This window comes from Bacillus sp. FSL K6-2839, assembly GCF_038003365.1.
GTDB lineage: Bacteria > Bacillota > Bacilli > Bacillales > Bacillaceae > Bacillus.
On the sequence record NZ_JBBOOZ010000001.1, the window covers coordinates 473,742 to 499,503 of the forward strand.

29 protein-coding genes and 1 pseudogene are annotated in these 25,762 nt (G+C 42.4%); 21 read left to right on the forward strand and 9 right to left on the reverse strand.

Features of this window, described 5'->3' with window-relative positions:
- Positions 1-46 precede the first annotated feature (46 nt).
- Both recX and MHH26_RS02045 read left to right on the forward strand, forming a co-directional pair.
- Positions 47-838 carry a recombination regulator RecX gene (gene recX / locus MHH26_RS02040; RefSeq protein ID WP_307499322.1) on the forward strand — a complete coding sequence of 264 codons (792 nt, stop codon included), beginning with the start codon at positions 47-49 and terminating at the stop codon, positions 836-838.
- Positions 839-841: 3 nt separating this feature from the next.
- Positions 842-1,156, forward strand: a complete 315-nt coding sequence (locus MHH26_RS02045; RefSeq protein WP_106031317.1) for a YfhH family protein — start codon at positions 842-844, stop codon at positions 1,154-1,156.
- Between the two features lie 208 nt (positions 1,157-1,364).
- Here the strand turns inward: MHH26_RS02045 and MHH26_RS02050 are convergent, their stop codons facing one another.
- Both MHH26_RS02050 and MHH26_RS02055 read right to left on the reverse strand, forming a co-directional pair.
- On the reverse strand, positions 1,365-1,538 hold the full coding sequence (locus tag MHH26_RS02050; RefSeq protein ID WP_003217811.1) for a YpzG family protein: 174 nt from the start codon (positions 1,536-1,538) through the stop codon (positions 1,365-1,367).
- 25 nt (positions 1,539-1,563) lie between these two features.
- Entirely contained in the window at positions 1,564-1,713 is a 150-nt protein-coding gene (locus MHH26_RS02055; protein WP_003217849.1) for a small, acid-soluble spore protein K, read from the reverse strand.
- A 116-nt stretch (positions 1,714-1,829) separates the two neighbouring features.
- Between MHH26_RS02055 and MHH26_RS02060 the strand changes: the two genes are divergently transcribed.
- From MHH26_RS02060 to MHH26_RS02075, 4 genes are all read left to right on the forward strand, one after another.
- Positions 1,830-2,102, forward strand: a complete 273-nt coding sequence (locus MHH26_RS02060; protein WP_034665009.1) for a YfhJ family protein — start codon at positions 1,830-1,832, stop codon at positions 2,100-2,102.
- Between the two features lie 290 nt (positions 2,103-2,392).
- Entirely contained in the window at positions 2,393-3,376 is a 984-nt protein-coding gene (locus MHH26_RS02065) for a glycosyltransferase family 2 protein (RefSeq protein ID WP_034665005.1), read from the forward strand.
- A gap of 87 nt (positions 3,377-3,463) precedes the next feature.
- Complete coding sequence (locus MHH26_RS02070) at positions 3,464-6,055, forward strand: YfhO family protein (protein ID WP_307499324.1); 2,592 nt, start codon at positions 3,464-3,466, stop codon at positions 6,053-6,055.
- Between the two features lie 48 nt (positions 6,056-6,103).
- The gene (locus MHH26_RS02075; protein ID WP_106037161.1) at positions 6,104-6,598 is read left to right on the forward strand and encodes a DinB family protein; all 495 of its coding nucleotides are present in this window, start codon (positions 6,104-6,106) and stop codon (positions 6,596-6,598) included.
- A 4-nt stretch (positions 6,599-6,602) separates the two neighbouring features.
- Here MHH26_RS02075 and MHH26_RS02080 read toward each other — a convergent pair whose 3' ends face one another.
- The 3 genes from MHH26_RS02080 to MHH26_RS02090 form a co-directional block, all read right to left on the reverse strand.
- On the reverse strand, positions 6,603-7,025 hold the full coding sequence (locus MHH26_RS02080; RefSeq protein WP_060595810.1) for a regulatory YrvL family protein: 423 nt from the start codon (positions 7,023-7,025) through the stop codon (positions 6,603-6,605).
- A gap of 67 nt (positions 7,026-7,092) precedes the next feature.
- On the reverse strand, positions 7,093-8,256 hold the full coding sequence (locus MHH26_RS02085; protein ID WP_307499325.1) for an oxalate decarboxylase family bicupin: 1,164 nt from the start codon (positions 8,254-8,256) through the stop codon (positions 7,093-7,095).
- 94 nt (positions 8,257-8,350) lie between these two features.
- Positions 8,351-8,515: a YvrJ family protein gene (locus MHH26_RS02090; RefSeq protein WP_307499326.1), complete on the reverse strand. Its 165-nt coding sequence runs from the start codon at positions 8,513-8,515 to the stop codon at positions 8,351-8,353.
- A gap of 166 nt (positions 8,516-8,681) precedes the next feature.
- Here MHH26_RS02090 and MHH26_RS02095 point away from each other — a divergent pair, with 166 nt between their 5' ends.
- Both MHH26_RS02095 and rsoA read left to right on the forward strand, forming a co-directional pair.
- Positions 8,682-9,284, forward strand: coding sequence for a sigma-70 family RNA polymerase sigma factor (locus MHH26_RS02095; RefSeq protein ID WP_340972101.1), 603 nt, complete (start codon positions 8,682-8,684; stop codon positions 9,282-9,284).
- Positions 9,232-9,453 carry a sigma-O factor regulator RsoA gene (gene rsoA / locus MHH26_RS02100; RefSeq protein WP_148666385.1) on the forward strand — a complete coding sequence of 74 codons (222 nt, stop codon included), beginning with the start codon at positions 9,232-9,234 and terminating at the stop codon, positions 9,451-9,453. Before MHH26_RS02095 ends, rsoA begins: the two co-directional genes overlap by 53 nt.
- 27 nt (positions 9,454-9,480) lie before the next feature.
- Here the strand turns inward: rsoA and MHH26_RS02105 are convergent, their stop codons facing one another.
- Positions 9,481-10,461 carry a metal-dependent hydrolase gene (locus MHH26_RS02105; RefSeq protein WP_307499328.1) on the reverse strand — a complete coding sequence of 327 codons (981 nt, stop codon included), beginning with the start codon at positions 10,459-10,461 and terminating at the stop codon, positions 9,481-9,483.
- Positions 10,462-10,652: 191 nt separating this feature from the next.
- On the opposite strand from MHH26_RS02105, the gene mutY reads away from it, so the two are divergent.
- Positions 10,653-11,753, forward strand: a complete 1,101-nt coding sequence (mutY, locus tag MHH26_RS02110) for an A/G-specific adenine glycosylase (protein ID WP_340972106.1) — start codon at positions 10,653-10,655, stop codon at positions 11,751-11,753.
- On the opposite strand, the gene MHH26_RS02115 is transcribed toward mutY, so the two are convergent.
- Positions 11,740-11,964, reverse strand: a complete 225-nt coding sequence (locus tag MHH26_RS02115; RefSeq protein WP_060595815.1) for a hypothetical protein — start codon at positions 11,962-11,964, stop codon at positions 11,740-11,742. The two genes, mutY and MHH26_RS02115, sit on opposite strands and share 14 nt — an antisense overlap.
- 81 nt (positions 11,965-12,045) lie before the next feature.
- Here MHH26_RS02115 and fabL point away from each other — a divergent pair, with 81 nt between their 5' ends.
- From fabL to MHH26_RS02165, 10 genes and pseudogenes are all read left to right on the forward strand, one after another.
- Positions 12,046-12,798, forward strand: coding sequence for an enoyl-[acyl-carrier-protein] reductase FabL (fabL, locus tag MHH26_RS02120; RefSeq protein WP_024425211.1), 753 nt, complete (start codon positions 12,046-12,048; stop codon positions 12,796-12,798).
- Between the two features lie 75 nt (positions 12,799-12,873).
- Positions 12,874-13,023: pseudogene (locus tag MHH26_RS02125) on the forward strand (gamma-type small acid-soluble spore protein); the annotation flags it as partial.
- 174 nt (positions 13,024-13,197) lie between these two features.
- Entirely contained in the window at positions 13,198-13,458 is a 261-nt protein-coding gene (locus MHH26_RS02130; protein ID WP_034664977.1) for a YgaB family protein, read from the forward strand.
- Between the two features lie 147 nt (positions 13,459-13,605).
- Positions 13,606-14,136: a nucleoside tri-diphosphate phosphatase gene (gene ntdP, locus MHH26_RS02135; RefSeq protein ID WP_106071860.1), complete on the forward strand. Its 531-nt coding sequence runs from the start codon at positions 13,606-13,608 to the stop codon at positions 14,134-14,136.
- A 94-nt stretch (positions 14,137-14,230) separates the two neighbouring features.
- Positions 14,231-15,973 (forward strand): ABC transporter ATP-binding protein, encoded by a 1,743-nt coding sequence (locus MHH26_RS02140; RefSeq protein ID WP_307499330.1) that lies wholly within the window; start codon positions 14,231-14,233, stop codon positions 15,971-15,973.
- A 112-nt stretch (positions 15,974-16,085) separates the two neighbouring features.
- Entirely contained in the window at positions 16,086-17,108 is a 1,023-nt protein-coding gene (locus tag MHH26_RS02145) for an ABC transporter ATP-binding protein (RefSeq protein ID WP_106031309.1), read from the forward strand.
- The gene (locus tag MHH26_RS02150; RefSeq protein WP_307499332.1) at positions 17,077-18,054 is read left to right on the forward strand and encodes an ABC transporter ATP-binding protein; all 978 of its coding nucleotides are present in this window, start codon (positions 17,077-17,079) and stop codon (positions 18,052-18,054) included. The genes MHH26_RS02145 and MHH26_RS02150 overlap by 32 nt, the downstream gene beginning before the upstream one ends.
- On the forward strand, positions 18,029-19,615 hold the full coding sequence (locus MHH26_RS02155; protein ID WP_307499333.1) for an ABC transporter substrate-binding protein: 1,587 nt from the start codon (positions 18,029-18,031) through the stop codon (positions 19,613-19,615). Before MHH26_RS02150 ends, MHH26_RS02155 begins: the two co-directional genes overlap by 26 nt.
- A 184-nt stretch (positions 19,616-19,799) precedes the next feature.
- Positions 19,800-20,801, forward strand: coding sequence for an ABC transporter permease (locus MHH26_RS02160; protein ID WP_060595826.1), 1,002 nt, complete (start codon positions 19,800-19,802; stop codon positions 20,799-20,801).
- A gap of 17 nt (positions 20,802-20,818) precedes the next feature.
- Positions 20,819-21,715: an ABC transporter permease gene (locus MHH26_RS02165; RefSeq protein WP_307499336.1), complete on the forward strand. Its 897-nt coding sequence runs from the start codon at positions 20,819-20,821 to the stop codon at positions 21,713-21,715.
- Between the two features lie 227 nt (positions 21,716-21,942).
- Here the strand turns inward: MHH26_RS02165 and MHH26_RS02170 are convergent, their stop codons facing one another.
- Both MHH26_RS02170 and MHH26_RS02175 read right to left on the reverse strand, forming a co-directional pair.
- Positions 21,943-23,016, reverse strand: a complete 1,074-nt coding sequence (locus MHH26_RS02170; RefSeq protein WP_307499337.1) for an FUSC family protein — start codon at positions 23,014-23,016, stop codon at positions 21,943-21,945.
- 246 nt (positions 23,017-23,262) lie between these two features.
- Positions 23,263-24,558 carry a glutamate-1-semialdehyde 2,1-aminomutase gene (locus tag MHH26_RS02175; RefSeq protein WP_307499338.1) on the reverse strand — a complete coding sequence of 432 codons (1,296 nt, stop codon included), beginning with the start codon at positions 24,556-24,558 and terminating at the stop codon, positions 23,263-23,265.
- Between the two features lie 129 nt (positions 24,559-24,687).
- Between MHH26_RS02175 and bcp the strand changes: the two genes are divergently transcribed.
- Together bcp and perR are read left to right on the forward strand one after the other, a co-directional pair.
- Positions 24,688-25,155: a thioredoxin-dependent thiol peroxidase gene (gene bcp, locus MHH26_RS02180; protein WP_034664955.1), complete on the forward strand. Its 468-nt coding sequence runs from the start codon at positions 24,688-24,690 to the stop codon at positions 25,153-25,155.
- A gap of 157 nt (positions 25,156-25,312) precedes the next feature.
- Positions 25,313-25,750, forward strand: coding sequence for a peroxide-responsive transcriptional repressor PerR (perR, locus tag MHH26_RS02185; protein ID WP_012009347.1), 438 nt, complete (start codon positions 25,313-25,315; stop codon positions 25,748-25,750).
- Positions 25,751-25,762 lie beyond the last annotated feature (12 nt).

Genomic DNA, 25,762 nt, shown 5'->3' on the forward strand with positions numbered 1-25,762 from the left:
ATCAGAAGAAACATCCTGATTGTTTTAAAAAAGGAGTGATCACAGGATGCCCTATATTACAAAAATCTCCGCTCAGAAAAACAATACGGAGCGGGTGAACATCTTTCTTGATGAAAAGTACGCCTTTAGCGTTGATCTAGATGTGCTCGTCCAGCACGATTTGAAAAAAGGGAAAGAGCTGGACGAAGCAGATATCATTGAAATTCAATTCGGTGATGCTGTGAAAAAAGGATTTCAGCAGGCCGTCGATTATTTATCCTACCGAATGAGATCGGTGAAAGAAGTGACCGATTATTTGACGAAAAAAGAAATTCCAGCGCCTGCTATTAGTGAAATTATACACAAATTAAAGCATTACAAGTATGTAAATGATCTTGAATTTGCGGAAGCCTATGTAAGCACCCACCGTAAAACGAACAGCAAAGGGCCGTCCGTCCTGAAAAAAGAGTTAAAGCTTAAAGGGATAGACGATGACACCATTGAACAAGCGCTATCGCAATATCCTGATGACTTACAGCTGGAGGAAGCCGTCAATCATGTTCTCAAGCTTGTGAGAAAAGAAAAGAATCGTTCTGCAAAAGAGATCGAGCAGCGCATCAAGCTTCAGCTTCAGCGAAAGGGATTTTCGTTTGCGATCATTGATAAAGCCCTTCAAGAAGCCTATGATGGACAAGAAGAGGAAAAGGAAGAAGAAGCCCTCCTCTATATGCTGGAGAAGGCAAAACGCAAGGTAGGATATGACGGATCATTTGAAAAGAAGATGAAAGTGAAGCAGTTTTTATTCAGAAAAGGCTTTGATCTCGATACAATTGATCACGTTTTAGACAAAGGGGAATGAAAGATGGAAAAACGTTATAGTGAGATGACGGAATACGAATTGAAGCAGGAAATTGCCTCTCTTTCTGAAAAAGCACGAAAGGCTGAGCAGCTTGGCATTGTCAATGAATATGCCGTCTTAGAACGGAAAATCGATATGGCCAAAGCCTACTTATTAGATCCAGCTCTCATTCAAACCAAAACGACATATCAAATCAAAGATACAGACGAGCAATTTTACGTGGAATATTTAAATGGCGTATTTGCGTGGGGATACAGAGTATCGGCTCCAAATAAGGAAGATGCCCTGCCGATTTCAATGCTTACGCAAAAGAACTGATCCGGCGTGTAGGCAAACCCTCGCATTCGGTGTCAGGTCTGTACGCCGGTGCTCACGAATGTCAAATTCGCTCCACTCCGGTGCTCGCCCTTCCTAGGGCTGCAAAGGTTTTCTATCACGCTGAAAAGAAGACAAAGGGTTAAAATAAAAATCATTTTAGCCCTTTGTCAACAATCTAAAGGACTGATCCTAAGATCAGTCCTTTTCTTTACTTCGAACGCTGTTTACGGACGTTGTTCTGAAGTACGATGTCGTGCTGCGTTTGCTGCGTTTCTCCGTTGACCTGAGAGGCAGAATGCTTTGCATTCGCCCATGGTTGAGGGTAAGCGGTTGTCCTTAATTGAACAAAGTCTTCCATATACGATTTCCCATTTGAACTCATATCTCAAGCACTCCCTTTGGAAAAATTAGCGTTTCCCTGATGCCCTCATACGTTCCTGTGGACGTGTATTCGTCTCACCATTCGGCCTTTTAGACGCATAAGCATCTGTGGCGCCTGGTTCGCCTTCAAATTTGTGATTCACTTGATTTGGAAAGCCTTTTGCTTTATTACGCATATCGATTCCCTCCAAACAATACAAATCATTTGCGTCTTTTGAAGACGTAAGGGTAGTATATGAAAAAAGAGGTTTTTTTAAAAAGGCACTTTCTGCTAGATGAAGGAGGAACCGACATGGAACAATACTTTGAGCGACTAACAGAACAACTCATGGAAAAAAACAATATGCTGACATATGAAGAAGCACGTACATGGGTAGAGCTGCTTTGGAGTGATTTTGAAACGACCTATGCAAAGGCTGGCCGCAAGTATAAAGGACAGGAAACAACAGAACGGATTGTCCAAGAATGGATTGAGAGCTACGGTGCGCAGCTGCATTTATTTCAAAATAAACAATCAAAGGCAAACGAGCATCTGCAAGGGCAGAACAAAGGGCTGCTTCATTAAAAGAAGTGCCCGCTCATCTTTTTCAAGTAATAGGAAAATATATAAATAAGCAAACAATTTTATGATACAATACCCAGTCTGTGATCGAAATTACAGGCTTTTTACAATGGTTAAACTTAAAATTACATTAAATTCATCTTACTGAAAATCACTGGAAATAAAACTTTGATATAATGGAACGATTAAAGAGACATGTAATTTATGGATAATAAAAAAGGGTTTCGTTTTCTGACAAAAAAGGAATAATGAACATAACAGACTATGTGAAAAAAGTGAAGAGAAGGTGCGATATGGAACGAGAATTGCTCTCTGTTATAATTCCTTCTTACAATGAAGGTGAAAACATCAGACGAATCTTTGAGGCACTCGAGGAAGAGTTTCGCGATTTTCATTATAACTTTGAAATCATCTTTGTGAATGATGGAAGCAAGGACAACACACTTCAATACATGAGAGAGCTCTCTCGCAAAAGTGCAAAGGTCAAATACATTTCCTTCTCGCGTAACTTTGGGAAGGAAGCCGCTATTCTGGCAGGACTTGAATATGCGAAGGGAGTAGCTGCGATCATCATGGACGCCGACCTGCAGCACCCAACGTATTTGATTCAGGATTTTGTCAGAGGGTATGAAGAAGGCTATCATCAAGTCATTGCCAAACGGAACCGTAAAGGAGACAGCAAGCTTCGCTCTTACTTAGCATCCATGTACTATAAAGTGATGAACAAGGTAGTAGAAGTGGACTTGCGTGATGGCGTCGGGGATTTCCGTTTAATTTCACGCCAAGCAATCGATGCATTGCTTCAGCTGAAAGAGGGAAATCGTTTTTCAAAAGGGCTTTTTTGCTGGATTGGGTTTGAAGAAAAGGTCATCTATTATGAAAATGTAGAAAGACAGCATGGTGATACAAAATGGTCACTGAAGAAGTTATTTAACTATGGCATAGATGGCGTCATTTCTTTTAACAACCGCCCGCTGCGTATTTGTTTTTATACTGGCATACTGATCTTATTCCTCTCTTTGATTTACATCGTGGCCACCTTTATTCAAATTGTCAGAACGGGCGTGATGGTACCGGGTTATTTCACTTTAATATCGGCTGTGCTTTTCCTCGGAGGTGTCCAGCTTTTGAGTCTAGGTGTGATTGGAGAATATATTGGCCGTATCTATTATGAAACGAAAAAGAGGCCGCATTATTTGATCCAGGAATCAAATGTCATGCAGCAAGAGACAAGCTCAAAGGAACAAGACCGAGTGTTAACACAGTTATTTAAATAACGTGGAGTCAAATAACCGGCAAGCACGAATCGCTTGCTGGGTTGTTTTGTTTCAAAGAACAGTGGATCTTTTGTGGAAAGGATTTAGATGATGAAACGTAGATGGATAATCATTGGAATGTGCCTCATTCTTGCTTTATTAGGACACTCCTTTTTCTTATATGAATATACGCAAGGCCGGTACATGACAGGAGATGGGGACGGCATCTCGCAAATGCTCCCATTTAAAAAGCTGCTTTACGACGAATATGTCAAAGGGAATTTCTTTTATTCCTATCAATTCGGTCTAGGCGGCGGTACATACACGCAATTAGGGTATTATTTCACAACGTCGACGGTCTTTATGGTGACAGTCGCTGTCGTCTGGCTGATGAATACGCTTCATTTCATACAGTCAACGGACATTCATTTCTGGGCACATGCTGTGATTTGGCTGAGCGTGATCAAGCTGACGCTCATTCTAATCATCGCTTACCGTGTGCTTCTTTCAATGGTTCAAAATAGACTAAGTGCATTGACAGGTGCCGCAATTTACGGACTGTCTATTGTGTATTTTCGGCATCAAACATTTTGGGAGTTTTTTACCGACAGCATGATGTGGCTTCCGCTGCTTGTGCTTGGTGTTGAACGGATATTCAAAACGGGTAAGCCGGCTTGGTTTATTTTGGCGTGCAGCCTGATGCTCATCAACAACTTTTACTTTGCTTATATTCATTTTATCTTTTTAGCGATCTATCTTGTTTTCAGATATATGATCAAGCTGCGAAGTGAGGAGCGCGGGTGGAAGGTGTTCTGGACGCTTGCGATCTCTACGCTGTTATCCTTTGGGATCAGTGCCGCTTTTTTTATCCCGTCTGTTTATGGCTTTCTCAATAATGTAAGACCACCGTATGAACAGGCCATTCCTTGGTTCGAGCTGCATGATCATCTGCTGTTTGCAAGCAGGGTGTATTTATTACCCGTGATTTTTCTGATTTGTATGTTCCTCGTTCCGCTTTACCGAAACAGATGGTTTTTCATGTTCACATCCATCAGTATTCTGCTCATTGTTTTTCACTTTAGCCCAAAGATGGCGAGCGTGTTTAATGGTTTTTCGGCACCGCAGTACAGGTTTGAATACATTCTTGCCTTTACAGTTGGAGCGGTCGTTGCCATCACCATCAAGCATTTCTCACAAATCGAGTGGAAGTGGAAAAAGCGTGCGGTCTTAGGCGCCTGGATCGCATTCCTTCTCGCTGTCGCCCTTTCAGAACGAGCAAAGGGAAACATGGATGTCGTTGTATTTACAGGCATAGGACTGCTTGTGATCAGCTTGTTCTTCCTATGGATTCATGCGGAAAAACGCCAGCACCTTCGTCTCTTTTCAGCTGTGCTCATTGTCTTTAGCTTACTGACAGCAGGTGTGTATCAGCAGGGCTACTTATCTGAAAGAAGCAATATTAAAGAAGTATCAGATACGTATATGAAAAGTGAAGCGTATGCTGGGCCTGAGCAAATGAAGCTGATCCAGCAGATTCAAAGCCGCTCAAAAGATCCGTTCGCCCGTATTGATTGGATGAACGGCGTGCGAAACAATACCCCGTTATTTGAAGGCTTTCAAGGCATGAGTGTGTATTCAAGTATATTGAATCAGCATTTGCTCAATTTCTACTGGAATGACCTGCAAATCGATATGGGAAGGGAAAGTGTCAGCCGGTATGCAACAATGGGGGACAGGGCGAATTTATACGGCCTGACCTACGGAAAGTATTATATGAGAAACAACATGATGCCTTACTCACCACCAGCTTATTTTAAGCCAATTTTGAAAAGTGAGCATTATGAGGTATATGAAAATACTCGGCCGCTGCCATTTGCAAGAACAACGAGCACCGTTTATTCAGAAAGATCCTTAAAGAATGCCTCAGCACTTGATAAAGAGCATGCGATGCTGCAAGGTGTGATTTTAGACAAAAAAGGAAACGCTGAAATTGAGCGCACGCCAAATCGAGTCAAGGATACAAATATTCATACCGAACAGGCGATATACGAACACGGCGTGCTTGATGTATACGGAGAAACAGGCGGCCTGAATATCACACTGCCAGATGATATGGCCCGTTCAGGGGATGTGTATGTGAGCTTTTATGTGAAGCGGACCGACCGTAACGCAGGGTTTCAGTTATCCGTTGACGACTACGTCACCTCACGAAAAAGCAATACATCCATCTACAAAACAGGCGTAAATGAAGTGACGATTCGAGTCCCTGCGGAAAAGATCCTTTCCATTCGAGTACCAAAAGGGACATATGAGCTCAATCAACTGAAGCTGTATCAAGAGCCTTACCGCGTCCTAGAGAAAGCATATGAAAAAGAAAAACAGGATGATGGCAGCCAGCAGGTAAAGCTTAAAAATAACCGCTTTACGATTTCATATGATAACAAGCGCGGCGATGATTACATGGTTCTGCCTGTTCCATATGAAAAAGGCTGGGAGCTCACGGTGAATGGACATCAAACCGATATTGAAAAAGCCAATTACACTTTTATTGGTTTTCCAATAGAAAAAGGCAAAAACGAGATTGTGCTAACCTACTATCCGCCTTATATTAGAATTCTTGCGTTGATTTCATTGTTCAGTTTGATTGGTGCGATCCTATATGCACGGAGAAAACACAAGAAACACCACTTTTCATCATAAGTGGTGTTTTTTTATCTTTCTCAAAATTGATACAATCAACATAAAAGCATGAGAATGGGGGAAAACCATTTGACGTTAAACAAAGAATCCATTACTGATCATTATGAACACACCCTTGAATGGGTACAGTCACTAGCGGAAATAACAGACGAAGAATGGCGCAGAGCCATTGCTGATGGAAAGTGGAGCATTGCTGAGATCATCGCACATTTCGTTCCATGGGATGAATTTATTTTACACGATCGTCTAAAGGAATTTTGGAACAATCAAGCGTTACCGCAGGCACCTGATGTGCATGAAATGAATCGACAGTCAGCCGAAAGGGCGAGACACGAAGAGAGAAGTGAGACGATTGGACGATTTATTGCTGTCAGAACAGAATTGCTTCAAGAAATGAAGAAAATCGAAGCATCTCGCTGGAATACATCCTTTTTGATCGGTCAATCCGAGCTGACGTTATCAAGTTATTTTCAAGGACTGATTGATCACGACATCCATCATATGAAGCAGATCAAAGAAGCGCTCTCTCCAGAAAGACGATAGAGAGTCATGAAGCTTCTTTCTCAAACGGAAACGTCGCATAATCAAACAAAAAATGAAACAACCAAAGACTAAGGGCAAAAAGAATTTCCTCAGAAGTAGACAGCCAAATGCCGTCAACCAATTCGTCTGATAAATAAACAGCACCCCAAATAAACAAAAGGTGAAATAAAATGGCATAGAAAACGATGGATCGTTTTTTAGACCGGCACTTTCGAACAAACTGCATGAGCACGTGCTCCAGATGTTCAAAAGAGATCCCGAGTACAACATAGATGCCCATAAAAAGTAGCAGCGATAAAATTGATTGATAAAAAGCACCCGTCAAATGAAAGAACAGCACACAAAACAACAAAAATATGTAACAGACAACCGATATCGCCATCAGCCACTTCACCCCTTGCCATAAAGCGTGAACAGATTGCTGCATGGATAAACAACACTCCTTTACATGAAGATACCTGCAAAAAGGACAGCCTTTTTGCAGGAAGGTGGAATTAATCCTCTTTTTTAGGTGCAGCGATGACAGGGTGTTTTTCAGTATCAAGCAATTTCAAGAATTCTTCACCTTGATCTAAATGATCAAGAACAAGCTGTTTCGGTGTGACTGCAAGCCACTGATTGAGTGAGATATCTGCATAATGGTCGCTCTTGAAGATTTCTAAGAAATAAAGCGGTTCGTCGCCTGTATTTTCTACATAATGCCCCATCGCAAATGGCACATAGCCAACGTCTCCCGCCTGATAGTTGAAGGTTCTCGCATGTCCATCAGAAGCAAATACCGTCATTCGAGCTTTTCCAGAAATGAAATATTGCCATTCATCTGTATTTGGATGCCAGTGCAGCTCACGAATGGCACCTGGATCAACTTTCACAAGAGCAGAGGCAATCGTTTTAGAAGCTTTGAAATTGGTAGAATCCGCAATCCACACTTGTCCACCGCTTGACGTAATCGGCTCTTGCTTTAACAACTCATATTTAAAGGAATTCGGGACTTCCCCTTGCTCTGTTTTCACCTTGTCACACTCAAGGGAACCAGGAATTCCTTTTTGGAAAATATACTTCTCTTTCTCTGGCAGTTTCTCAAATTGCTCCTTTGTCATTCCAAAGTTTTGGAGAACGACTTCCTCTGGGGTATGCGCAAGCCAATCAGTCACTTGGAACGTACTATTTTCAGAGAAGGAACCATCATCAAACACAAGCAAGAATTCAGCTCCCGGTTCAAGTGCTTGAATAGAGTGCGGCAAGCCTGAAGGGAAGTACCACAAATCACCCTCGGTCACATCCTCTGTAAAATTTCGCCCCACTGCATCAACTGATGTAATCCGGGCTTCCCCATAAATCATGTATGCCCATTCCGCTTCCTTATGCCAGTGCAGCTCACGAATCGCACCAGGCTTTAGCCGCATATTGACAGAGGCAAGGCTTTTAGAGATCGGCAGTTCACGTACCGTCACTTCACGGGCATAACCGCCTTTTTCTAAGCGATTGTGTGTATCAGAAAAAGAATATTTCATGTTGGAGACCGTTCCATGATCTGTTTCCGGCGGTGTGAGCATATCTGGGTTTTGTCTGTCTCGCTCGAGATTACGTGGAATTTTGACCGTTGCTCCTTTTTCTCCTCGAATCGGCTGTGGTACACCATTTTGCTTTTCACTCATGATAAAATCCCCTTTCAACATCGTATTGTGTGAGGTGACAAATGGCCTTTCATTTCGCCCTCGTTTTCATAAGGTGAAACCAATCAAGCGGATGTCAATCTGATTCATCATTTTTTTGTGAAGCCACTAATCGTTGGATGAGATTGCTTAATTTATCAAACTTTCGTTCAAAGCGTGTCAGCAAGTAAACCGTCAAAATGGCAGGGAAGCCAGCCTGACCGAGCTGCTTCAGCCATTCCTCTGAAAAAAAGGTCTCCATTTGTCTCACCTCCCAGCGGATACTCGTCTTCTATATAAGTGGTATGAAAGAAGAAAAAGGAAAGCAGAGGGGGATAAAATGAACCATTAGACCCGTTTCACGAAGTTTACTTTTTTTAACTTTTGTCCACTTAATGCTAGTAGAGGGAACAAAGGGGAGGATGCACATGGATTATCGGCTGTTATTGAAAGCAAAATGGAATGAAATCGTTGACCACCCGCTTATTCAGCAATTTTTAAGCAACCCTAAAAACCAGCAGCTGCTCCGGCAAGTCATGGAAGAGCCAAACGAAGAAAATGCCAAAAAACTAGATTCCGAGTTCAAACAGTTCTATCAGAAAATCCGCATCATCAAGTATATCTTCACAATGATACGCATCTTTTCAGTCGACTTTGACAAACGAGTAAAAAAGAAGCAGCAGCGTTTTCCGCTTATACTCGATCATCCTGATACGCAAGAAGTGAAAGACCCTGTTCAAACAGATACGTATGAAGCAGTGCTCTTCAACCAGCAAGACTTAGGAGAGCATCTGCAAGATCAAACATTGTACAAGGCCTACCAGCTGCTCACAGACAAACAAAAAATGGTCTTAACTCAAATCTATGTCGAAGGTCAAACAATGAAAGAAATAGCCGATCGGCTAGGAGAAACGAGACAAAACATCTCAAACATACACAAAAAAGCGCTCAACAAACTAAAAGAAGAAACAGGGGGAGATGTCCGTGAACGAAGAAAAAATGACCAATGGAGAAATGGAAGAACTCATTGAAACCTTCACACCGATGATCAAAAAGAAACTACAAAACACGGCATATCAAGAAAGAGAAGACCTCGAACAAGAACTCTATATCAAACTCATCGAAAAAGTAGACCGGCTGATTTATCAGGAAGGACCTGGATTTTGGGAGTTTATTGTGGAATATATGACGAAGTTGTAAGAGATGTAAACACAAAAAAAGACTCGCTCACACAGAGCCGAGTCTTAATTTTTTTTGCAGTTTTTCTTCACTGAAAATCCAGCCGGTATAGGAGTTTTTGATTTGATGATCCATGTCGATATGGCAGATCGCGACGAAAGGATAGTGACCTTTGCTGCGGTAGCGCAAATCAATGAACCGCACTTCATAATGATCCTTGTATTTATCTACTTCCCACCGGTAGACAGGGGAGAAGGAGAGAAAGGCTGAAATGTTTTCGTCTTGTTTGGCAATTTTCATAATTTCAGTATCAGGGACCGGCACACGGTTAAAGGTGTCTAAAATGACGATTTCTCCATTCATGCTGCGCCCAACATGGAAAGAGGATTTACATTTCACGGCAATGCGCCATTGTCTGAACTTCATTGTAGGCGAAATAATAATGTCTTCAATTTCATCGAATTGTGCACGCAGCTGATGTTTAATCTGAAGCTGCATGATCACCCTGACGATATAGTAACAGAAAATCACGGCATACAGCGAGATGAACGTATAGCCGGGATGACCGCCAATGGCCCAAACGACAATGGCGACAAGGTGTGTAAAAAAGATGAAAGGATCAAACGTGTTAATGATCCCAAGCGCTACCCATTTCTTTGAAAATGGACGAATGGCCTGTGTGCCGTATGCATTGAAAATATCGACAAACACATGGAGCACAACGGCTAATAGAGTCCATAACCACAGATGAAGTAAATCCGCCCCCGGCACAAATGGGAAAATCACAGCCGGTATCAGTATTGACCAGAACAGTACAGCTGGAATGGAATGTGTAAATCCTCTGTGATTTCTTATATAAACCGCATTATTTTTTAGTTTTAGCACAGTATCAATGTCTGGTGCTTGGGAGCCGGCAATGGTCGCGAGCATCACGGCATGTGCCATGTGTGGATCTGCGCTGACGGCTGGATCTAAAAGTGCAAGTCCCCCAAGAGAAATGCCCATTACTACATGAGTACCAGTATCCAATTGATTACCTCCTAGTTGTCATGCTTAGGAACAATCATACAAAGTATACGCCTTCTTTCAAGACTATGTGCAAAAGCACTTTTGCTTTGTCTTGATTTAATGTAACATGTTAACGTATCTACAAACAGTATACAACAAATAAGGTTCTTTTCAGAACGTTAGCCCTCGGTTCAATGAGAAGGAGTATAGATATGAAAGACATTCAAGAAAAGCTGGACCGCAAAGATATTGCGGGATTTCAGCATGATTTAATTGATTGGTATGAAAAAGAACAACGGACACTGCCATGGCGTGAAAATCAAGATCCATACCGCGTCTGGGTATCAGAAGTGATGCTTCAGCAAACGAGAGTGGATACGGTCATTCCGTACTTCAACCGGTTTATGGAGCAATTCCCGACGGTGAAAGATCTTGCTTTAGCTGATGAAGAAAAGGTCATGAAAGCATGGGAAGGTCTTGGCTACTACTCAAGAGTGCGTAATTTACAGGCAGCTGTGAAAGAAGTATATGAATCCTACGGGGGCGTTGTCCCTGATTCGAAAGAGCAGTTTTCAAAGCTTAAAGGTGTAGGTCCGTATACGAGCGGTGCAGTGCTGAGTATCGCCTATAACAAGCCGTACCCTGCGGTAGACGGCAACGTCATGAGGGTCATTTCCCGTATTTTGTCTGTATGGGATGATATAGCAAAACCAAAAACGAGAAATATTTTCGAGTTTGCGGTCGATCAGCTCATTTCCCGGGAAAAGCCGTCAGAATTCAATCAAGGGCTGATGGAGCTAGGTGCGCTCATTTGCCCCCCAACATCCCCTGCATGCCTCATTTGCCCTGTGAACATGCATTGCTCGGCACTCGAGGAGGGCGTTCAGCATGAGCTCCCAGTGAAAAGCAAAAAGAAAAAGCCGACTGCAAAATCAATGGCAGCAGCGGTGTTATTTGATGATGCAGGCAACCTATATATTCATAAGAGGCAAAGTACAGGTCTTCTTGCGAATTTATGGGAATTCCCTAACATGGAAACCATGAAGGGAAGAAAAACGGAAAAAGAGCAGCTGGTTAATTTCTTAAAAGAGGAGGCGGGTGTACAAGCGGAGCTTGGTGATTTAGAAGGCACCATTCAGCACGTATTTACCCACCTCATCTGGAATATTTCTGTTTTCTTTGGACGAGTTACCTCTGTATCTGATGACACGATGCTGAAAAAAGTCACAACAGAGGAATTTGAGGCATATGCTTTGCCAGTCTCACACCAAAAAATCTGGAAGATGGCACTTGAAGAGCCTAGTCGTATTTAACCGTTGTACCATGAGTATAATCGGCTTCATTTCTGTGCAGACCCCCGCGGTCTTCAATTTCAGAAATGATTTCTCGATACTTAGATTGCCCTTCTTCGTTCAAATAAGGTAAAATTTGTTGGAAAGCATGATGAAAGAAAGCAAGCTCAGTATCTTTCCATTGATCCTTGGACATCATGCCAAGCTGGCTTAAATCGCGTCCGACATACATGAATGTAACCTCCTAATAGGAATTTTCCTATTAGTGTGAAGCGAATGAACGAAAACTATTCAAATCAGGAGATGAACCATAATGAGTCAACGTAAATGTGCATTAATTACAGGCAGCAGCAGAGGAGTAGGGAAAGAAGTAGCCCTTCGCCTGGCTGAAAAAGGATATGACATTGTCATTAACTATGCGAGAAGCAAAAAAGCCGCACTTGAAACAGCGGAAGAAATTGAAGCGATGGGCGTGAAAACATTGGTTGTAAAAGCCAACGTAGGCCAGCCAGAGAAAATTAAAGACATGTTTCAGCAAATCGATGAAACCTTTGGCCGTTTAGATGTATTTGTCAACAATGCGGCATCAGGTGTTCAGCGTCCAATCATGGACCTTGAAGAAAATCATTGGGACTGGACGATGAATATCAATGCGAAAGCCTTATTATTCTGCGGACAAGAAGCAGCGAAATTAATGGAGAAAAACGGCGGCGGACATATCGTCAGCATTAGCTCACTAGGCTCCATCCGCTACCTTGAAAATTACACAGTGGTCGGCGTATCAAAAGCGGCACTAGAAGCTTTAACGCGTTACCTATCCGTTGAGCTGTCACAAAAAAATATTGTCGTGAACGCAGTATCAGGCGGTGCGATCGATACAGATGCACTAAAACATTTCCCGAACCGGGAAGAACTTTTAGAAGATGCGAAGAAAAATACACCTGCTGGCCGAATGGTAGAAATTAAAGACATGGTCGACAGCGTGGAGTTCCTTGTATCAGGCAAGGCAGACATGATTAGAGGACAGACCATTATTGTGGATGGCGGACGTTCTTTGCTAGTTTAAAAAAATCATGAATAGGATGTACACCTTCTGCACAAATTAATGTGCGTGGAGGTGATAATGATGGATCAACAACAAAACAAAACAAACGCACAACAAGTGAAGAAACAAAACCAAGCTTCTGCACAAGGCGGTCAATTTGGTACTGAATTTGCTAGCGAGACTGACGTACAGCAAGTAAAAAAATACAACCAAAAAGCTGAGCAAAACAAACAACAAAACAGCTAATCACTGAAACAGAGGAAAGCACTTCATATACGAATGAAGTGCTTTTCTTTTTGCCTCTCACCACCATCCGACAAAACCTGTAAAACCTCTACATAAACAGTCAAAGGATTTCCTCGTTCTTTCAAGAAATGGTATACAGACAAAAAGTGGATTCGAATAAAAGGGAGGAGTTAGATGTCTGATTTCGATCAGCTTGTCAAAGAACAAATGCAGCTCATGGATCAGCTGCTCGATGTCCAGGGAGAACTCGATCTATGCTTAGAAACAGAAAAACAATTGCTGCAGGATGAAAAAAAAGAAGAGTGGACCAGGCTTCATGATCAAATCAAACAGAAACGGGAGGAACTGCAAAAAGTCCAAACCTTATTTACAAAACAGACAGAAGAGGTCATCAATTCATACAAGCAGATGGAAAAGAGTTCAACCGTGATGTAAGACAGTGTGCCGTTCAATTGGGTTGAATGGCTTTTTCATTTCATTTTTTAATGATGTAACGGTATAATATAATAGAGACATGTTTAGTTGGGAAATTAGGTCTTTGGACTGTTAGGTTTGTTTGTTATAGAAAGTAGGGGAGAAAATATGGGCTATCCCAAGGAAGGAGAAACCATCCAAATTCAAAGCTATAAACACAATGGCTTGATCCACAGGATTTGGAATGAAACCACCATTCTGAAAGCAACGGAATTGTGTATCATTGGTGCAAACGACCGTACAATGGTGACTGAATCCGACGGCCGTACTTGGATGACGAGAGAACCGGCTATTTGCTATTTCCATGCAAAACAATGGTTTAATGTAATTGGGATGCTTAGAGATGATGGGGTATATTATTACTGCAACATCAGCTCTCCTTTTGCGACAGATGATGAGGCAATTAAGTATATTGATTACGATTTAGATGTCAAAGTCTTTCCAGACATGACGTACAATATTTTGGATGAGGATGAATATGTAGATCATAAGAGGCAGATGAATTATCCAAAGGAAATCGATAGTATCTTAAGAGAGCATCTGAATACATTATTGCATTGGATTCACCAGCGGAAAGGTCCGTTTGCTCCTGAATTTGTGGATATGTGGTATGAACGTTTTTTACATTATACAAAATAAGCAAGAGCAGCAAAAACCTGTTTGGCTTTTTAGGCTAACAGGTTTTTGACTGCGTACGGATAAGAGGCACTGATAGATTGGGAAGGAGATTTACATGGGGGTCATTAAACGCTACATGGCTTTTGTTACACCGTATAAAAAACAGATTGCATTGACAATGGTCATCGGGATGATCAAGTTCTCGATTCCCTTAACATTGCCTCTGCTTTTAAAGTATGTCATTGATGATGTCATTCAAGGCTCGGGGTCGGCTGAAGAAAAGACATCATCTCTACTGATCATAATGGGAATCATGCTCGTATTATTTTTAGTGATGAGACCGCCTGTTGAATACTATAGACAATACTATGCGCAATGGACAGGCAGTAAGGTATTATTTGATATTCGGGAAAAGCTGTTTTCGCATATTCAAAAGCTCAGTCTTCGTTATTATGCTAACACGAGAACTGGGGAAATTATTTCAAGGGTCATCAACGATGTGGAGCAGACAAAGGAGTTTGTCATCACAGGTCTTATGAACATTTGGCTTGATTTGATGACCGTGCTGATCGTGATCGCCATTATGTGTACACTGGACATCAAGCTCACCATCGTGTCTGTCATTATTTTTCCGCTATATGCGTTTGCAGTGAAGTATTTTTACGGCAGGCTTCGCAAGCTGACAAAAGAGCGGTCGCAGGCGCTGGCTGAAGTGCAAGGGCATCTTCATGAGCGGGTACAAGGTATGCCAGTCATTCGGAGCTTTGCCATTGAAGAATATGAACAAGAACATTTTCATGATGAAAACAAAAATTTCTTAAACAAAGCGATCAACCATACGAATTGGAACGCTAAAACATTTGCCGTCGTCAATACCATTACTGATATTGCACCGCTATTGATCATTGCATTTGCTGGCTACACCGTAATTAATGGATCACTTTCGATCGGGACCATGATTGCCTTTGTCGGTTATATTGACCGGATGTATAACCCAATTCGCCGCCTCATTAACTCATCCACGACTTTAACTCAGTCGGTAGCGTCAATGGATCGTATCTTTGAATTTATTGATGAGCCATATGAGGTAACAGATCGGCCGAATGCAAAAGAAGCCGATCATTTAAAAGGAGAGGTCGAATTTAAAAATGTGTCGTTTCGTTATGAACACACACAGGAAGAGATTCTGCACAATATCTCCTTGAAAGTAGAAAAAGGACAAACGGTTGCGCTTGTAGGAATGAGCGGTGGAGGGAAGTCGACACTCGTCAGCTTAATTCCAAGATTTTATGATGTGACAAACGGGTCTCTTGAAATTGACGGCATCGATATAAAAGAGTACAAAGCAAGAAGCCTTCGAAATCAAGTCGGAATGGTGCTGCAGGATACATTCTTATTCAGTGACACGATTAAAGAAAATATTGCGGTTGGAGATCCAGAAGCATCTTTTGAAAAAATCGTTTCGGCTGCAAAAGCGGCAAATGCCCATGATTTTATTATGTCTCTTCCTGAAGGATATGACACGAAGGTAGGAGAACGGGGCGTGAAGCTGTCAGGCGGTCAAAAACAACGAATTTCTATTGCAAGGGTCTTTCTAAAAAATCCACCGCTTTTGATTTTAGATGAAGCGACGTCTGCACTTGATTTAGAAAGTGAACATTACATTCAAGAAGCGATGCAAAAGCTAGCGAAGGAGCGTACAACCTTTATTGTCGCGCACCGCTTATCAACGATTACACATGCTGACCTCATTGTCGTTATGGAACAAGGCGAAATTGTGGAAAAAGGAACACACGAAGAATTAATGAACCGAGACAGCCACTATCGCCATCTATTTACCATTCAAACATTAAATTAGTAGAAGCCTATCCGATTCTAGCGGATAGGCTTTTTTATGCTTGTCAAAAACATGACATATTTCCCAGCTTGTCTCAATACAATTTTAAAAAGTATGACGGGGTGGTGAATATGTGAAAGAACAAGACGTGCTGCTAGATGTCAAACAGCTGTCCATTGCGTTTCAGCAAAAAAAGCAAAAAGTACCCATCGTCCATCACATATCGTTCTCGATTCAAAAAGGAGAAACCTTAGGAATTGTTGGCGAATCTGGCTGCGGGAAAAGTATCACATCTATGTCATTAATGGGCCTGAACCAGCAAACAGACACAACGGGTGAGGTTCAATTCGAAGGGCAAAACCTGCTGTCGCTTTCAGAAAAACAGTGGCGAGAGATAAGAGGGAATGACATTTCGATGATTTTTCAAGAGCCAATGACCTCTCTGAACCCATTAATGACCATAGGCAAACAAATGACGGAAGCCCTTTTCACACATCAAGCAATCGGTCAAAAAGAAGCAAAAGCAAAGGCGGTTGATCTGCTTCAGACAGTCGGATTGAAGCAAGCCGAATCGTTACTTAAAAAATACCCGCATGAATTATCAGGCGGCATGCGCCAGCGTGTCATGATTGCGATGGCGATGCTTTGCCATCCAAAGCTCATGATCGCAGATGAACCGACAACTGCACTTGATGTGACCATCCAAGCGCAAATCCTTCGCCTGCTCAAAAAGCTAAACGAAGAGATGGACACCGCTATTTTATTTATAACCCATGATCTAGGCGTCGTGCGGCAAATATGCCAGCGAGTCATGATTATGTATGCCGGTCGAATTGTAGAAGAAGGAACCGTTGACCGTATTTTTCAAAAACCTCTGCATCCCTACACAAAAGGTCTTTTCGCCTCAGTTCCATCGTTTAAAGAGAAAAAAGAAAAGCTCATCTCTATTACAGGTCATGTACCTAAGCCGGGAACCATTCGATCCGGCTGTCAATTTGCCGCGCGCTGTCCTTATCAAATGGCGCAATGTCTTGAAGAAGATCCAGTTTTACAATCCATTGAACAGGACCACCGCGTGGCATGCTTTCTAATGGAAGGAGGAGAAGACACTGAGTCGCCCACTCTTGCAAGTGAATCAGCTGACAAAACGGTATGACACAGCCGCTTTTTTTTCTAAACACAAACATTCGACTCTGGCTTTAAATCAAGTGTCCTTTCACGTGAAGGAGGGGGAAACGCTAGGCATTGTCGGTGAATCAGGCTGCGGGAAATCAACACTTGGCAAAAGCTTAATGAGATTGACTGAACCGACGTCAGGCTCTATTCAACTGAAAGGGCAAGAGGTCACCCTTTTGAAAGAAAGAGAGATGCGTTCTTTAAGAAAAGACATTCAAATGATTTTTCAAGATCCATACGCTTCATTAAATCCTCGAATGAAAATAAAAGATATTTTAGAGGAACCGCTGATTGTTCACTGGAATGGGACGAAGCCAGATAGACGAAAGCGGGTCAAAGAGATGCTGCACATTGTCGGATTTGATCCTTCCTACGGGGAACGTTATGCGCACCAATTCAGCGGCGGACAAAGGCAGCGTATTGGTATCGCTAGAGCACTCATTACCCATCCAAGTCTTGTCATTGCCGATGAACCAGTTTCGGCTTTAGATGTATCCGTTCAAGCACAAATTTTGAATTTGATGCTTGAATTGCAAAAGACGCTTTCTCTGACGTATTTGTTTATTTCTCACGATCTTGGTGTTGTCAGGTATATGAGCGACCGAATCGCAGTCATGTATGCTGGCCGAATTGTCGAGATGGGGCCTGCCGAAGACGTGTTTCACAGCCCGCTTCATCCTTATACGTCGCTGCTTCTGAAATCCATTCCACATATGGACCACGTGCTGGAAACGCAAGATGTGTCAGCAGAAGAGTCCACAATGACGATAGAAGGCGGCTGTCCTTTCTACAAAAGGTGTCCAAAAAGGTGGGAGAAATGCCTAAAAGCAGTCCCTGCTTTGTATGAGGAGGGACCGGGGCACGCAGCGGCGTGTTACTTATATCAAAAGGAGGAACACAATGAAGAAGACATGGTTATTCAGTAGTTTCATTTTTGTGCTGGCACTTGCACTGTTTTTGGGGGGATGCTCGTCCGCACCGTCATCAGAAGAAAAAGCAACAAAAGACACCCTCGTATTTGGCAGAGGAGGAGACTCCACTTCACTAGATCCGATCACAACGACAGAAGGCGAAACCTTCAAGGTCACAGAGAATATGTTTGAAAAGCTACTGAATTATGGTGAGAAAGACACGACCATCCATCCTGGTCTCGCAACAGACTGGGATGTTGCAAAGGACGGAAAATCATACACATTCTACTTAAGAGAAGGTGTGAAATTTCACGATGGCACAGACTTTAACGCAGAAGCAGTGAAATTCAACTTTGACCGCTGGATGAATGGTGATGCAGAAAAATTTCCTTACTATGGCATGTTTGGCGGCTATAAAAAAGATAAAGGACATGTGATTAAAGACATCATCGTCAAAGGAGAGCATGAAGTTGAATTTCAGCTAAAGCGCCCGCAGGCGACATTCCTTAAAAACATTGCTATGTCACCGTTTGGCATCGCAAGTCCTGCGGCTGTTGAAAAAAGCGGTGATTCTTTTCGTGAGAATCCAGTGGGAACAGGACCATTCAAGTTTAAAGAGTGGAAGCAAAACGACCGTATTGTGTTAGAAAAGAACGAAGATTACTGGCAGAAGGATAAACCAAAACTGAACCAAATCATCTTCCGCTCTATTCCAGAAAACTCGGCTCGTTTAAATGCCCTGAAAACAGGTGAGATCGATTTGATGGATGGCGTGAATCCGTCAGATTTAGATGGCATTAAAACTGATAAAGCACTCCAGCTCATTGAAAGACCATCAATGAACGTAGGCTATATCGGACTCACTGTCACAAGAAAGCCGCTTGATAACAAGCTCGTTCGTCAGGCGCTCAATTACGCGGTCGATAAAGAATCCATCATTGAGTCATTTTATGGCGGACTTGCCGAGCCAGCAAAAAACCCTCTTCCCCCAGCTTTAGAAGGCTACAATGACGACATTGATCCATATCCGTATGATCCAGAAAAAGCGAAGGAACTTTTGAAAGAAGCGGGTTTTCCTGACGGCTTTCGCATCAAGCTTTGGGCGATGCCTGTACCGCGTCCATATATGCCAGATGGGATGAAGGTAGCAGAAGTCATTCAATCAAACTTTGAAAAGGTCGGCGTCAAAGCAGAAATTGTGACATATGACTGGGCGACCTATTTAGATAAGGCAAGTAAAGGGGAAGCAGATGTGTTCTTATTAGGCTGGACAGGGGACAATGGCGATCCTGATAATTTCATCTACACACTTTTGGACAAAGACAGCATTGGCGGCAACAACTATACATTCTTCGAAAACGATAAAATGCACGACATCCTCATTGAAGCGCAAACAAATACAGATCAAAAGAAACGAAATGAGCTGTATAAAAAAGCGCAAGAAATCATTCATGATGAAGCACCTTGGATTCCATTGGTGCATTCGATCCCAATGCTTGCAGCATCTAATGATTTAAAAGGCTATCAACCGCATCCAACTGGTTCTGAAGCTTTAGATGACGTGTATTTCGAATAAGCAAATAAGGGAGATCTTGTATCTCCCTTACAGCGTGTAGACAAACCCTCGCATTCGGTGTCAGTCCTGCGTTCCGGTGCTCACGAATGTCAAATTCGCTTCGCGCCAGTACTCGTCCTTCCTAGACTGCAAAGGTTTTCTATCACGCTGAAAAGAAGACAAAGAAAAAGGCGGTGAAAGCTGTTTGTTTGCTTATTGTATGAAGCGGGCAGGAATGCTCATCCCAGTACTGATTGGAATGACATTGGTCGTGTTTTCAATTATTCGGTTTATTCCAGGGAATCCAGCACAGGTCATCTTAGGACAGCGGGCAACGAAAGAGGCAGTAGAACAATTAACCATCCAGCTCGGTTTAAACCAGCCTTGGTATGTTCAATACGGACATTACATGCTGGGTCTTTTAAAAGGGGACTTAGGGACTTCGATACGAACAGGAGCGGCTATTGCCCAGGAAATGAAGCCTTACTTATTTGCGACGTTAGAATTGACCTTTTTTGCCATGGTGCTGGCGATTGTTGTGGGAGTGAATGCCGGAATCATTAGTGCTTGGTTTAAGCATTCCATCTTTGATTATGTCGCAATGTTTATTGCACTCATTGGAGTGTCTATGCCGATTTTCTGGTTAGGTTTAATGGGGCAGTGGCTGTTCTCAATTGAATTAGGTATTTTACCGACAACGGGACGTGAAAACGTCAGAAATCCAGTGGAGTCAATCACCTATATTCATACACTGGACACGCTTTTGCAAGGAAGATTTGATCAATTCACTGACAGCATCAAGCATTTGATCTTACCAAGTACAGCACTTGCCACAATCCCTGCTGCGATTATTGCAAGGATAACAAGGGCAAGTATGCTGGAAGTGCTTCATTCAGATTTTATTCGAACAGCAAAAGCAAAAGGGGTACGTTCATTTTTCATCATTTATCAGCATGGGCTGAAAAATGCGCTTATTCCGATCTTGACGATTATTGGTCTTCAGACAGGCCTCTTGCTAGGCGGAGCCATTTTAACAGAGACCATTTTTGCATGGCCTGGCATTGGCCGGTATATATATGACGCCATCAGCTATCGAGATTACCCAGTCATTCAAACTGGCATTCTCGTCGTTGCGCTGATATTTGTCCTGATCAATTTCATTGTTGACATCTTATATGCGGTCATTGATCCAAGGATTAAATATTAGGGAGGGAGAGTGACAACATGGAAGCACAAAAAGAGCTTGAACCACCTCAATCAAAAGAAGAACGCTCTCAATCATTGATTCTTGAATCGATGAAGCAGTTCTTTCAGCACAAGCTGGCGGTCATTGGCAGTGTGATTGTCTTTTTATTTCTTATCCTAGCGATATTCGCACCACTCATTGCTCCTTATAGCATCAATGAACAATCTCTTGGTGAGCGATTTAGCGCCCCTTCAGCTGCGCACTGGTTTGGTACGGATGATTTCGGCAGAGATATATTTTCAAGAGTTGTGCATGGAGCGCGGATTTCCTTATGGGTTGGTTTCTTCTCGGTTCTCGGGTCTGTCATTTTAGGCACACTGCTTGGATTGATAGCAGGCTATGGCGGAAGAGTGCTAGATGCTGTGATCTCGAGATTGTTTGATATTTTACTCGCTTTTCCTAGTATTCTACTAGCGATTGCGATCGTCTCCATCTTAGGCCCCTCCTTACAAAATGCCCTTATTGCCATTGCAATTATTAATGTCCCAACCTTTGGACGGCTCGTTCGTTCAAAAGTGCTGAGTATTAAACAAGAAGAATACGTGCTGGCAGCAAAGGCGGTTGGGATGTCACACCGCCGCATCGTGCTGCGTCACATTCTGCCAAATAGTATGGTGCCAGTCATCGTACAGGCGACGCTTGCGATCGGAACGGCGATTATCGAGGCAGCGGCTTTAGGCTTTTTAGGATTGGGTGCACAGGCACCAAGCCCAGAGTGGGGGAAAATGCTCGCCGATGCGAGACCTTATCTCGTTCAAGCCCCCTGGACATTAATTTTCCCAGGTGTAGCGATCATGCTGACAGTTTTGGGCTTTAACCTGATGGGAGATGGATTAAGAGACACACTGGATCCTAAAATGAAGAAAATAAAATAAGACCGATTCTAGGAATCGGTCTCAGCGCGCAGACAAACCCTCGCATTCGGTGTCAGTCCTGCGTGCCGGTGCTCACGAATGTTCAATTCGCTCCACTCCGGTACTCGTCCTTCCTAGACTGCAAAGGTTTTCTATCACGCTGAAAAGAAGACAAAGGGCTAAAATAAAGATCATTTTAGCCCTTTGTCAACAATCTGAGACCGATTATCGAAATCGGTCTTTTCTATTTATGCTTCTTTTTCATCTGTCTCAATTTCACTGTCATTTGGATGATACGTCTGGAAGCTTGTAATCAATGTATCTAAATGCTCTAGTTCATCACGGTATTCGATGATGCTGGACATGACATTCAGCATATTGTAATCGAGCAAGTCGTTTTCTTGGTTTTGCTGATGCTGGATAAATGATTTCGTTAACGTTTCAAGGCGAAGAGAGCATTCGTTTTGAAATTCATCGTCCTGCGGCTTCATTTTTCCGACAAACTTCATCAAGGTCCGCTCATGCCAATACAGTAAATAATCAATCTCATCCGTTAAGCTTTCCCGGAAATGCTCTGGCATCAAATGAATCTCATTTTCTAATTTATGAAGCTTTTTCAGCAAGTACAGAGCACGATTCGATGTCATAATTGCCTGTCTGAACAAAACGAGCTTTCTTGATTTTACATAGGTTGTTTTCTTTAAATAGCTTCGTTCCTCTTTGTATAATAAGTAAATGTGATCTAATTTGATCATGCGTTCTTTTATTTGATCGATGTCATCCTTTAAAGTGGAATGATCAGTAGACTGTCTGGAGCTCAGACGGATCCATTTTAAAATCTCCTCCGTATTTTCCATAATGTGATGAACAAGCTTTGTTTCATACTTTGGCGGCAGGAAGATTAAATTCACTAAAAATGAAGAAAGAACTCCTAACACCACAGTAGCTGTTCGAATTAAGGCAAAGGAAAGGAAATGATCCCCAGCACTTTCTAAAATCGCAATGACGGTTACAAGTGCAATTGGAATCGTGTGTTCAATCTTCAGCTTTAAATTAATGGCGATGACCATGACGGCGGTTAAACCGATAATGACTGGCCCAGTGCCAAAAAGCAGACCGAACGTAATGGCAAGTGCTGCTCCAATAATATTGGCTTGCACTTGATCAACAATCGTTAAAAAAGATCGATAAATAGATGGCTGGATAGCAAATACAGCTGCAATTCCCGCGAAGACGGGCGTTGGCAACCCAAGCCATGTTGCCAGGTAAAGCGCGAGTACAATGGCAATACCAGTTTTTAAAATACGGGCTCCAAGTTTCATTGGTTTTGTCCCTGCATTCCTTTCTTTTTGATAATAGATGATCACTCGTCATTTATTATAAATATTTTGATGAACAACTAAGTAATATACAGCGGTCTTCCGAAATATTCAAGTGATTTTTGAAAGTTCATGAAAACATCAAAAGAAGGTATTGAGAAGAAATGTAACAGATTCGCACGCTTTTGACAAACAAGAGCTGATAAATAAAAAAACAGGCGCATTTTTTTTCGCCTGTTTTTGACCCTATTATGATTGTTTTAACTGTTCAAACGCATGATCTACTGCTTGCAGCGTCTCAGAAATATCTTTTTCAGTATGTGCGATCGTTAAGAACCAAGCTTCATATTTAGAAGGAGCGAGGTTAATCCCTTGAGAAAGCATTAATTTGAAGAAGCGGGCGAACATTTCGCCATCCGTATTTTCCGCCTGTTCATAGTTTACAATGGTTTCTTTTGTGAAATAAATCGTGAGAGCCCCTTTTAAGCGGTTCACCGTAATATCTACTTGATGTTTTTTTGCATGGGCTAAAATGCCTTCTTCTAGCATAGCGCCAAGCTGATCAAGGCGCTCGTAAACACCATCTTGTTTTAACACTTCCAAGCATGCAATACCAGAAAGAATGGATGCAGGATTTCCTGCCATCGTGCCAGCTTGATAGGCTGGTCCAAGAGGAGCGACTTGCTCCATAATTTCTTTTTTACCGCCGTAAGCACCGATCGGAAGTCCGCCGCCAATGATTTTTCCTAATGCAGTGAGGTCAGGTTTTACTTGAAGCAAGTCCTGTGCTCCTCCGTACATAAAGCGGAAAGCTGTAATCACTTCATCATAGATCACAAGTGCGCCCTTTTCATGAGTGAGGTCATTGACCTGCTGCAAGAAGCCGTCCTTAGGCTCCACGATGCCGAAGTTCCCGACAATTGGCTCGACAAGGACAGCTGCTACTTCATCGCCCCATCGATCCAATGCTTCTTTGTAGCTGTCAATATCATTAAATGGAACGGTAATGACTTCATTGGCGATGCTCTTTGGTACGCCTGCTGAATCAGGGGTTCCTAAAGTGGAAGGACCAGAGCCAGCTGCCACAAGCACAAGATCAGAGTGGCCGTGATAACATCCGGCAAACTTAATGATCTTTGTTCTGCCTGTATATGCGCGCGCGACACGAATCGTTGTCATCACCGCTTCTGTTCCTGAATTGACAAAACGAACTTTGTCCAAAGCAGGCATGGCTTCCTTCAGCATTTTAGCAAAAGTGACTTCATGCTTCGTTGGCGTTCCGTAAAGGACACCTGTTTCAGCCGCTTTTGTAATAGCTTTTGTAATATGCGGGTGAGCATGTCCTGTAATAATTGGACCGTATGCTGCTAGATAATCGATATAGCGGTTTCCATCAACATCCCAAAAATAAGCGCCTTCTCCTCTTTCCATAGCCACGGGTGAACCGCCGCCTACTGCCTTATATGAACGAGACGGACTGTTGACACCTCCAACGATATGCTCCAGCGCCTCTTGATGTAATTTTTTTGATTCTGTGAATTTCATAAATAGCCTCCTATCTCAACGTATCACGTCGTCTATCATTATTTTAACATGCCGATGCAAGCGTACTTAGTTGAATATCCTCTCAAAATTGGATAGGCTAATTAAAAAATAGGTTGGAGGGATTGTGTCATGACAATCGAAATAGGCCAGCAAGTACCTGAAATCGAATTAACCGGTGACAACGGGGAGAAAGTAAAGCTTTCTGACTTTAAAGGAAAACATATTGTCCTTTATTTCTATCCAAAAGATATGACACCAGGCTGTACAACAGAAGCATGTGATTTCCGCGACCGCCATCAAAGCTTTGCAGAGTTAGATGCTGTCATTATCGGCGTAAGCCCAGACAGTCAGGACAAGCACCAAAAGTTTAAAGAAAAACATGATTTACCGTTCCTGCTTCTTGTAGACGATGAACAGAAATTGTCTGAAGCCTTTGGGGTATGGAAGCTGAAAAAGAACTTTGGCAAAGAATACATGGGCATTGAACGTTCAACGTTTCTTATTAATAAAGAAGGAACGCTTGTGAAAGAATGGCGAAAAGTCAAGGTGAAAGACCACGTAGAAGAAGCGCTTGAGGAACTGAAAGCTCACGCTTAATATCATCACAGGATGAGATCGGCAGACATGCCGGTCTTTTTTGTGAAGAAGAATAGGTAAAAAAGAGGATTGTAATTGACAAAGATTCGGCTCTGGGGGTACACTATTTATAAAGATTATAATATAAGAATATTTTTGAAGAGAGGTGCATGATGAAATGGCTGCTCACGAACTAAAAGACGCTTTAGATGCTTTAAAAGAAACCGGTGTTCGAATTACTCCGCAGCGCCATGCCATCTTGGAGTTTCTCGTAAATTCTATGACTCACCCAACCGCGGACGATATATATAAAGCACTTGAAGGAAAATTTCCAAACATGAGTGTCGCAACGGTTTACAACAATTTACGAGTCTTCCGGGAATCTGGATTAGTAAAGGAATTAACGTACGGTGATTCCTCAAGCCGATTTGATTTTGCGACATCTGACCATTACCATGCGATTTGTGAAAACTGCGGAAAAATAGTGGACTTTCATTATCCTGGCCTTGATGAAGTTGAACAGCTTGCATCCCATGTGACGGGCTTTAAAGTCAGTCATCATCGCTTGGAGATCTATGGAACTTGTCAAGAATGTGCGAAAAAAGAAAATCATTAATGAAAAAGCTGA